At 48.0% G+C, this 9,847-nt stretch carries 8 protein-coding genes; 7 read left to right on the plus strand and 1 reads right to left on the minus strand.

Annotation, left to right across the window (positions count from 1 at the left end; translation table 11 throughout):
- Positions 1-38 precede the first annotated feature (38 nt).
- A complete protein-coding gene (locus NFR62_RS09935; RefSeq protein ID WP_251618007.1) occupies positions 39-752 on the plus strand; it encodes a hypothetical protein in 714 nt (237 codons plus the stop codon).
- Positions 753-850: 98 nt separating this feature from the next.
- Positions 851-1,642 (plus strand): EFR1 family ferrodoxin, encoded by a 792-nt coding sequence (locus NFR62_RS09940; RefSeq protein WP_251618010.1) that lies wholly within the window; start codon positions 851-853, stop codon positions 1,640-1,642.
- A 59-nt stretch (positions 1,643-1,701) separates the two neighbouring features.
- On the opposite strand, the gene NFR62_RS09945 is transcribed toward NFR62_RS09940, so the two are convergent.
- On the minus strand, positions 1,702-3,354 hold the full coding sequence (locus tag NFR62_RS09945) for an AMP-binding protein (RefSeq protein ID WP_251618012.1): 1,653 nt from the start codon (positions 3,352-3,354) through the stop codon (positions 1,702-1,704).
- 202 nt (positions 3,355-3,556) lie between these two features.
- Between NFR62_RS09945 and NFR62_RS09950 the strand changes: the two genes are divergently transcribed.
- From NFR62_RS09950 to NFR62_RS09970, 5 genes are all read left to right on the plus strand, one after another.
- On the plus strand, positions 3,557-4,429 hold the full coding sequence (locus NFR62_RS09950; RefSeq protein WP_251618015.1) for a UTP--glucose-1-phosphate uridylyltransferase: 873 nt from the start codon (positions 3,557-3,559) through the stop codon (positions 4,427-4,429).
- On the plus strand, positions 4,426-5,142 hold the full coding sequence (locus tag NFR62_RS09955; protein WP_251618017.1) for an amidohydrolase family protein: 717 nt from the start codon (positions 4,426-4,428) through the stop codon (positions 5,140-5,142). The genes NFR62_RS09950 and NFR62_RS09955 overlap by 4 nt, the downstream gene beginning before the upstream one ends.
- 11 nt (positions 5,143-5,153) lie before the next feature.
- A complete protein-coding gene (locus NFR62_RS09960; protein WP_251618019.1) occupies positions 5,154-5,771 on the plus strand; it encodes a cytidylate kinase-like family protein in 618 nt (205 codons plus the stop codon).
- Positions 5,772-6,005: 234 nt separating this feature from the next.
- Positions 6,006-9,326, plus strand: a complete 3,321-nt coding sequence (locus NFR62_RS09965) for a glycoside hydrolase family 3 C-terminal domain-containing protein (RefSeq protein ID WP_251618022.1) — start codon at positions 6,006-6,008, stop codon at positions 9,324-9,326.
- Positions 9,327-9,847: hypothetical protein (locus tag NFR62_RS09970; RefSeq protein ID WP_251618023.1), on the plus strand; the 521-nt coding region annotated here is incomplete at its 3' end. It abuts the gene before it with no gap.

Below are 9,847 nucleotides of genomic sequence, written 5' to 3' on the forward strand. Positions count from 1 at the left end.
GCGGAACTGAAAGTAAAAAAAATCGAGAGGTGATATAAATGGAAAATTTGAATAAGCTGTTGGAATATCAAAAAGTGGATATAGAGCTTAGAAAAGTGCTCGACGAAATCGAGCGCAGCGACGACAGCAAAAAGCTCGAGCAGGCGAAAACGGAATTCAACAATGCGAAAGCTACGGTTACCGAAACCGAAAAGGCGGCGGAAAATATAATTTCGTTTTATAACAGCGCGCTTTCGTTTATGGAAGAATGCGACAAGCGCACGAACGAGCTTGCCGATAAAATGGAAAAAACCGAAGATATCGAGGCTCAGCGCGAGCTTGCGGCGCAAATAGAAAAAATTCGGGATAAGCTTTCCGAGCTTGAACGTAAGCTTTCGGAGCGTAGCGAGCGGGCCGACAAAGCGATTGCGGCATACCGCGACGGGCAGGAGCGCGGCAAAAAAATGCGCGCGGTTTATAATAACGTTAAAGAACGTCTCGATAAATTCAAAAAAGAGAAAGAGCCCAAAATAGCCGAACTTATGAAAAAGTTGGACGCTTTGAAACCCGATATTCCCGCCGACGTGTTCGAAGTATACAAGGCGCTTACGGCGGAGCGCAAATATCCCGCTTTCGTGGCTGCAATCGATGCTGGCGACAAAAAGCATTACCGTTGTTTTTGCGGTATAACGCTGTCGCAAAAGGCGCAAAGCGAGTTGCTCGACAAAGGGCAATGCAGATGCGAAAATTGCCGCCGACTTATATATAAATAGAATTTGTTTTTAATAACGATTAACGGTTTGCTTAGGCGAACCGTTTTGAGTTTTTGGGAATATATATATACTTGAAAAAATTTTTATGCGAGGAAATTATGCGAAAACTCGGAGCGTTTTATTTTTCGGGCACGGGCAACACAAGATATGTAACCGAAAAGTTGTGCGGATTGCTTAAAAACAACTTCGAAGTTACCGTAAAAGATATATGCGCTCCCGACGCTGCGGACGAACTGAAAAGTTCTGAAACGGTGATTTTGGCTTTTCCCGTATACGGTTCGGCTCCTCCCGTACCCATGAGAGAATTTGTGTTTGCTAACGCGCAAAGTTTAAAAGGGAAGCAAGCTATAATAGTTGCTACGCAATACATGTTTTCGGGCGACGGCGCGGCGTCGCTTGGTCGCGCGGTGGAAAAACTCGGAGCAAAAGTTACTCATGCCGAGCATTTCCGTATGCCGAACAACATTTCGGATTGCAAAATTTTGGCGATAAAAAACGGTTCAGAACTTAGCGGAATGCTTGAAAAAACGGAACGCCGCATAGAGCGTTTTGCGCGAAAAATTTGTTGCGGTTCTCCGCTGAAAAGGGGATTCAATCCTATTTCGCGGGCTGTGGGATTTTTCAGCCAGAGAGCGCTTTTCAGAAAAGGGGAAAAAGAGAAACGCATACTTTTAAAGGTGAAAAAAGCCGCTTGCGTAGGGTGCGGTGCTTGCGTGCGGGCTTGCCCCGTAAAAAACATAGAGCTTTCAAACGGGATAGCCGTTCCTCTCGGAAAATGCGTACTGTGTTACAGGTGCGTAAATCTTTGCCCGCAAAAAGCGATTAAACTGTTCGGAAAATCTTTGCCCGAAAAACAATATAAGGAAGTGGATTCAACCGAAAAGTTTTAAATTAAGTTTATACCATAATTAAAAAGCGTCGCTCTGTTATAGCGGCGCTTTTTAAAACGTCAATTCTTTTTGTCGTTTTCGCGTATTTCCACCCGTCGGATTTTTTCGGAAATCGTTTTGGGAAGCCTGTCTACAAATTCGATAACGCGCGGGTATTTATACGGCGCGGTGGTGTGTTTAACGTGGTCTTGCAGTTCTTTTATAAGTTCGTCGCTCGGAAAGAAGTTTCGCGCGAGCACGACTGTGGCTTTTATAATTTGCCCGCGAACGTCGTCGGGCACTGCTGTGATTGCGCATTCCATAACCGACGGATGTTCGAGTAGCGCGCTTTCAACCTCGAAAGGTCCTATGCGGTAGCCGCTGCTCTTAATTATGTCGTCGTCGCGCCCCACAAACCAAAAATAGCCGTCGGAGTCTCTTGTTGCAACGTCGCCTGTGTGGTAGTAGCCGTCGTTCCACACGCTACGCATTTTCTCGAACGTGTTGTAGCCCATGAACAAACCTATTTGCTCGGGGTTATACTTTATGCAAATTTCGCCTTCCACTCCGTCGGGCACGGGTTTTCCGTTGTCGTCCAAAAGTTCGATTGCGTAAAGGGGGCAGGGCTTGCCCATGCTTGCGGGACGGGGCTCCATGCACGGAAATGTTCCGAGCGCCAAAACCGTTTCGGTTTGCCCGTAGCCTTCGTAAATGGATTTTCCTATTTTTGATTTTATTTGTTCGTACACTACGGGGTTAAGCGGTTCGCCCGCAGTGCAATAGTGCTCAATCGAACTCAAATCGTATTTCGAAAGGTCCTCTTTGATTAAGAAGCGATACATAGTGGGAGGGGCGCAAAACGTTGTAACTTTGTATTTTTCGAGAAGAGGCAAAACGTCGAGAGGAGTATATTTGCCGTAATAGTCGTATATAAAGTTTGCCGAACCGCAAATCCACTGACCGTATATTTTGCCCCAACTTGCCTTAGCCCAGCCGGTGTCGGCTGCGGTGAAGTGAAGCCCGCCGTCGCGGCAACAATGCCATAAATATGCGGTGGCAATGTGAGCCGCCGCGTATGCGTAGTTATGCGTCACCATTTTGGGCATTCCCGTAGTGCCAGAAGTAAAATAGGCGAGCATTGGCTCGCTTGCCGTGTTTTTGTGCTCGAAATCAAGTTTATCGCCGTCGAAACGAGAATATTCTTTGTGAAAATCTTCGAAGCCGTCGGCGCCGCCCACCGTAAACGCATGTTTCACCGATTTGCAGTCGGGCAAAGCGTTTTTAACGTACCCCGTAACCGAAGAGGTATTAACGGATATTATGCACTTAACGTTCGCGTAGTTGCAACGGTAGGCAATATCTTTGCTTGTGAGTTGGCTCGTTGCGGGAATGGCAATGGCGCCGAGCTTGTGGCAAGCCACTACGGTGAACCAATATTCATAGCGCGACATAAGCATTATCAAAACATGCTCGCCTTTGCGCACGCCCTTAGAATAAAGCATGTTGGCAATGCGGTTGCTTTCGTTCGAAACTTCTTTAAAAGTTATGAACTTTTCTTCGCCGCTGTCGTTGCGCCAAACGAGCGCAAGTTTTTCGGGTTCGAGCTCGGCGTACTTATCAACAACGTCGAAGGCGAAATTGAAATCGGGTTTCACGTTCACTTTAAAATCGCGCATCAACTGTTCGTAAGAAGTAAATTCGGTAACGGGCAAAAAGTCGGATATAAGGTTCATGCGAAAGGTCTCTCCGTTAAAAATTCGATAATTGCAACTATTGTAGCATATTTTAGTAAAAAACAAAAGCGTTCTGTGCCGCCGTTTGCGAAAAAATTTGGAAAATCGCTTGAATTCTTGCGGAATATACTATATAATATTAGTAAGCGGTTAAGCGGCAACTTTCGGGTTGGGTTTAATGCGGTCGGCATAGGAGAATATAATGACTGAAATCACTAAGGCTGTAATACCTTGCGGCGGAATGGGAACCCGTTTTCTTCCCGTAACCAAAGCGGTTCCCAAAGAAATTTTGCCCGTTGTGGATACCCCCGTTCTCGCGTATATCGTAAACGAGGCAATCGATAGCGGCATAACCGACATAATGATAGTTTTGGGACGCGGAAAAGAGGCTATAAGGGAATATTTTTCGCCTAATCCCGAGCTTGAAGACGCGCTTGAAAAAGCGGGAAAAATAGAATTTTTGCAAACGGTGAAACGCACTTATTCGCGTGCGAATATTGTGTTTGCGGAGCAACCCCGTCCGCTCGGTAGCGGCGACGCGGTTATGCGTGCGCGCTCTTTCACGGGCGACGCTCCGTTCGCTCTCGCATGGGGCGACGACCTTGTGTATTCCGAAATTCCCGTAATGAAACAACTTGCCGACGCCTACGAAAAAACGGGAAAATCGGTGCTCGGCGTGCAAACGGTGAACACCGACGACATAGTTAAATACGGAGTTGCGCGGGTGGGCGCTTCCGACGGCAGAACATACGACTGTTTGTCGGTGGTGGAAAAACCGCCGCTTAGCGAGCTTCCGAGCAGGCTTGCGGCACTCGGCAGATATGTGCTTACTTCCGAAATATACGACGAAATTCTAAAAGTCAAACCGAGCGCAAACGGAGAAATTCAATTTACCGACGCGCTGAATTCGATGTGCGAAAAAGGCAAAGTTTGCGCCTACGATTTTATAGGTCGGCGCTACGATATGGGAGATAAATTCGGCGCTACCGTAGCTGCTTTGGAATACGGATTGCGCTCGCCAGTGTTCGGAGTTCGGCTTAAAAACTACCTTAAAGAGTTGTTGGAGACAAAGTGAAAACCTTGCTTACAGACGCGTTCGCGCTTGTTGGAGAGGGCTGTTCGGAAACGAATTCGCAAAGTTGCGAAAGAACGCTCGCGTGCGCCGATTGCGGCGCGGTTGCCCTTTTAAAGCCTGAAAACGAGAGGCTGTTCGTTCCTTTCTGCAAAGAGGCGACGCTCGGCGGCGCAACGGGAATATATTTGCCCACACTCGATTTGCCCGATAAAACGCTTGATTCGCTTATAGAATATGCGCTCGATACCGGTGCAGAGCTTGCGGTTAAATGCGGCTGTACCCTTACAGATACGGGCATTATAGACGCGCGTTTCGGAAAAAGTCCGGTTATGTTGTTATACGAATTCGGGCTTTTGCAACAGTCGCGCATAATTAGCGGAGTGTGCCTCGATAAAGACGATTTGTCGCTTATGGCGCAAGAGGGAGTTTCTCTCGCCGTATTGCCGAGCACCGACGCGGGCGAAGGGAACGGCGTCGCGCCCGTTTGCGCGGCTTTGAACGCAGGCGTAAAGTTACGAATAGGAACGGGAAGCGGCGTTTATAATCCGAAACGTTCGGTGATATTCGAAGCGGCGTTTTTGCGGCTTGCGGTTTCGGCGCAAATGAATAAGAAAGATGCGGTTTCGGTTCGCGAACTTGCAAAGATGTGCGCTCTCGACGGTGCGGACGACGCGAGTATAAAACAAATAGAAAGGGAAATAACCGATTATTAGGAGGTACGGCAATGAGAGTTATAACTCTTAGCAGACAGTTCGGAAGCGGCGGCGGCGAAATCGCCAAAAAGGTGGCTGAAAAGCTTAATATCAAATACGTTGACAAATCAATTCTCGCCGAAGCGGCTTCGGGAAGCGGAATTGCCAAAGAGCATTTCGAAAAGGCGGACGAGAGGCGCACGAACAGCTTTTTGTATTCGCTTGCAACCGCGCATTACGGCGGCACGGCGGCGCCCATTCAACTCAGCGACATAATAACCGACGACAAACTTTTTATTCACACCGCCGACGCGATAAAACGCCTTGCGGGGGAACCTTGCGTGATAGTTGGGCGTTGCGCCGACGATATTTTGAGCGACAGAGCTATAATAAGAGTATACGTTTACGCCGACATGAAGAGCAGGGTTGAAAGAATATGCAAGCTTTACGACCTTAACGAAAAAGCGGCGACAACGCTTATTAAAAAAACCGATAAAAAGCGCGCCAACTATTATAATTTTTACACGTCGAAAACATGGGGCGACGCGCAAAATTACGACCTCTGTTTAAATTCGGACGCTCTCGGAATAGACGGTACAGCCGATATGATTAAAGAATTCGCTTTGTCGTGCGAGCGCGGCAAAAAGTAATAAAAAAACGTAAAAAAACTCACGGACGCTGTTTTCGTGAGTCTTTTTTTTGCGCGCAAATTTTTCCTAAGGAAAATCTAATGTTTTTAAGAGGATAAGTCCTTGCATTTGTGTGGATTGTGTGATATAATATTAAATAACTCAAAGTTTAACGAACATTTGCATATATAGGCAAGCCGACAGCGAAAATCAACCCGAAAGCGCGATTACGGCTTTGGGAGTGGTAAGGAAGATATGATAAAGAACGAACGACTCGTACATGCGATGACGCCCGAACAGCGAATAAAAACCATAACGGGAGTGGAATTTTATAAAAACCGCAGTCTCGACGGCTACGCTTTTCCCGTGTTCGATATTTGCGAAAATCCGTTGGCATCAAAAAACGTTCGCCTCACGTCGTTTCCGTCCGACGCGGCGCTTGCGTGCGCATGGAACTCGGCTCTTGTTGAAAGAGTTTATAAATGCGCGGGCAACGAGGCGAAAGCCGCCGTCGCCAACGCATATTACAATATAACCAATTTAACGTGCGACGAAAGCGCATCGTCCGAAGAATTTGCGGTGGGCAAACTGTTGTCGGGAAAAATCGCCGGGCTCAACCGCAGCGGCGCGTTCGTTAATTTCGAAGATAAGTTGCGCTCCGATTTGTCGGCTGAAGAAATGGTTGCGGGCAAATTGATTTCCGACGCTGTTTTCGGAGCGGGCGAACCCGATTCGGTTATTTGCTCCCATTCCGAAAAAATCAATTCGTATGCCGAATACAGATTTAACGGGCTTAAATACGGCATAGCCGAAACCAAAGAACAGGTTGCCGCATTTTTAACCGAAGGTTATTCGTTCGTTTTTTTGAAAACGGATTTCACCGAAGAACTTGTGCCGTATTTGTTGGAACTTACGGTAAGGTACGACAAAGCGTTAGACGCTTGCAAACGCGGCAAGATTTCGCCCGAACAGCTCGAAGAATGTTGCAAAGAACTTAAAATGTTGCCTATGGCGGCAATCGACGAGGCGTGCGGAAGAGTAATAGAAACGCTTATAAATCTCGGAAACTGCAACGCCGATTCTGTTGTTGAGCGTAAAACGGCTTTGCGCGAAGGCGAAAGTGCGCAGTTTGACGAGCGGCTGCATTCCGACGTTGCGTTAGAAGCCGCGCGCGAATCGGTGGTTCTGATAAAAAACGACGGAATATTGCCGCTTAGGCACGAGTTGCGCGTTGCTGTGCTCGGCGAATACGCCAAATCCGCGCAATATACGGACGACGGCAATTTAAGAACCGAAAACGGATTGCCGTTCGAGGTTATAAACGATTACGAAATTCAAACCGTAGGTTTTGCTTACGGCTACCGTAAAGGCGAAACGGGCAGGCAAGATTTGCTTAAAACCGCAGTTAAACTCGCTGCGGGCGCCGACGTTGCGATTGCGTTTTTATGCGCGGATAAAGGCGAAACCGCTTTGCCCGCAGAACAAATCGAACTTATAGACGCGCTTAAAGGGCGAGGCGTTAAAATTATCGCGGTGCTCGATGCCGAAAACGTAACCGATTTGTCGTTTGCGGAGAAGTGTTGCGCGGTGCTGTTTTCGGCTCGCGGCGGGCAGAAACTTGCGAACGCCGTGTTCGAAATAATTACCGGTTTGGTTAATCCGTCGGGCAAGCTGTCGCGTCCGATTGCGGAAGACGAAAAAATCCGCTATCCGTTAGGCTACGGACTTTCGTATACAAAATTCGCATATTCTAAACTTTCGGTAACGGAGAGAGGAGTCGCTTTAACCGTTTCTAACGTGGGCGAATACGACGGTTATGCCGTTGTTACCATGCGAATAGGCAAAAAGAACAAAGAGAAAGGTTCTGAGGAGCCTACGCGTTTGCGCGGTTTTAAAAAGGTTTTCGTGAAGAAAAACGATACGGCGAAAATAGAGATACCTTTTGGAGAAGAAACTTTCCGCACTTACGATTCCGAAAAGAAAAAATACCGTAACGAGGGAGGCGAATATACGGTAAGAATTTACGACGGCTCGCCTAACGGTGTTCTTGACGGTGAGCTTACCCTCGCGCCTTATGTATACGACGACGAAAAAGAGCGTTCGGCGCGCAAAAGCGAGTATGCCGACGGCGAGCGGGCGGTTAAAGAGTTTGCGTCGCCAAACGAAAAAGCGTTTTACACCCGCCGCAAGTTCGGCGGCTTCGGATTAAAACTTGCTCTCGCTCTAATGCTTGCGGTATATTGCGACGCGGCGACGATTTTGCTTATTGTAGGCGGGCTTATAAACGGAGCGTTCGGCTACGCGTGCGTTGGCGTTGTTGCGGCGGCGGTGAATGTGGGCGTTGTTGCGTTTTGCATTGCTCTTGCCAAAAAGCGAAACGCTCTAACAAATTCTCCCGTTTACATAGGCGACGTTGTGGAAAAGCTCGGCACTTTTAAAGAGCTTGCAACGGTGTCGTATGAAAAGCCGCTTTCGTCAGAAGAAACGGAGCTTGCGCAAGAAGAAAACGCTTCGGCGGACGAGGAGAAAAAAGTTGAAGAAACTCCCGTGTACGAATATGACACCGGTTTTACGGAATTGAGGCAAGAGGATATAAAATTTCGCGAAAACGCGTCTTTTGCCGAACTTTGCACTAATTTTCACGAATATGCAATGAGCTACGGCGTAGACGTGGAAGCTTCGTCGGCGCGTTCGCTGTTCGCGTCGCTTGCGGCAAGCAAACTTGTGCTGTTAGACGTGAAAAACAAAGAGGTTTTGCCGCTTTTCACCCAAGCTCTTTGCGGATATTTCGGCGGGGTTCAAGCTGTGGAGGCAGGCTGGGCGTGGTCTAAGCCCGAAAATCTTTATTGGACGCTCGAAAACGGGAAGTACGTTGCATCGGGTTTTGTAAACGCTATGTATTCGGCTGTCGGCAATCCGGATAAAAACGCTCTCGCCGTTATAAGTCGGGTTCAGCCCGAAACGCTCAAAGACTATTTCGGCGACATAATAAAATATGCTCTTTTCCCGAGCGAGGAACACGTTTTAAAATTAAACGACGAAACGCAACTAACTCTTCCGCACAACATAAGATACGTTCTTATAACAGAAAACGGTTTCGGCGAGCTTCCGCCCGAACTTGCGGCGGCGAGCGTGCAGGCGGAATTGCTGATAAGCAAAGCCGAACCTTCCGCTGCCGTAGAAGTAAAGTCTGTGTCTTACGCCGCTTTCGAAGAGCTTGTTAAAGAGGCGCGCGAAGAACACTTTATGAAAGAGGTAGTGTGGAAAAAAATAGACGATTTAACCGAAGCGATAAACGCGAGCGAAAGATTTGCGCTCGGCAATAAAAGCGTGTTGCAAACCGAACGCCTTACGTCCGTGCTCTTAGCTTGCGGCGCCGACGACGGCGAAACCTTTTCTGCGGCGTTTACGAATAAAATAGTCGGTCTGCTTAAAACGCTTAAATTATATAAGCGGGACGGCGGCGAACGGGTTTTGTTCGGAATGCTCGAAAAATTGTTCGGCGACGAAAATTTGAGCAAAATTCAAAAGGCGCTTATAAAAACAGCGTCGGCAAACTCTACGGGAGGCGTATAAATGCAAACGTTTGGCGCGTCTCGAATAAGCGACGCATTCGAAAAATTATGGAACGTTATGACGGGCAAAACGGCGCTGTTATTATATGCGTCGGTAGCTTTTGCGCTCGTGGTGCTTTTGGTTGTTAGGATTATATACGTCGAGCACCGCCGCGCGAAAGAAATTGCTTACAGAACGGCGGCGGGAAAGATTGCCGAAAGGGAAGAAACCGTGAAAGCGGTGCGCGATACAATAGCCGGCACAATGAGCGCGAATCCCGGCGTTATCGTAGCGAACGGCGGCGGCTTTATGCCCACTAAGGGAACTGCAAAAAACAAGTCGGACGTTGTGCCTGTTAGCGATGCCGAAGGTTCGCGGTTTTACATGCTTACGGAGATAGACAAGGCATACGAAAAATACAGTCGGCCTGCGTACAACGACGAAATCGGGCTGAGAGAGCTGTGTGAGGCATTTCGCAACTTCTCCGCAGGTAAACTCAAATTGTATTACGACATAGCCGACATACGACGGTTTATAGGCGC

This window comes from Pumilibacter muris, from assembly GCF_943193045.1.
GTDB classification, from domain to species: Bacteria; Bacillota; Clostridia; order Christensenellales; family Pumilibacteraceae; genus Pumilibacter; species Pumilibacter muris.

Coding starts and splice junctions, on each gene's coding strand:
- NFR62_RS09935 (WP_251618007.1), top strand. CDS start 39: ATGGAAAATTTGAATAAGCTGTTGGAATATCAAAAAGTGGATATAGAG.
- NFR62_RS09940 (WP_251618010.1), top strand. CDS start 851: ATGCGAAAACTCGGAGCGTTTTATTTTTCGGGCACGGGCAACACAAGA.
- NFR62_RS09945 (WP_251618012.1), bottom strand. CDS start 3,354: ATGAACCTTATATCCGACTTTTTGCCCGTTACCGAATTTACTTCTTAC.
- NFR62_RS09950 (WP_251618015.1), top strand. CDS start 3,557: ATGACTGAAATCACTAAGGCTGTAATACCTTGCGGCGGAATGGGAACC.
- NFR62_RS09960 (WP_251618019.1), top strand. CDS start 5,154: ATGAGAGTTATAACTCTTAGCAGACAGTTCGGAAGCGGCGGCGGCGAA.
- NFR62_RS09965 (WP_251618022.1), top strand. CDS start 6,006: ATGATAAAGAACGAACGACTCGTACATGCGATGACGCCCGAACAGCGA.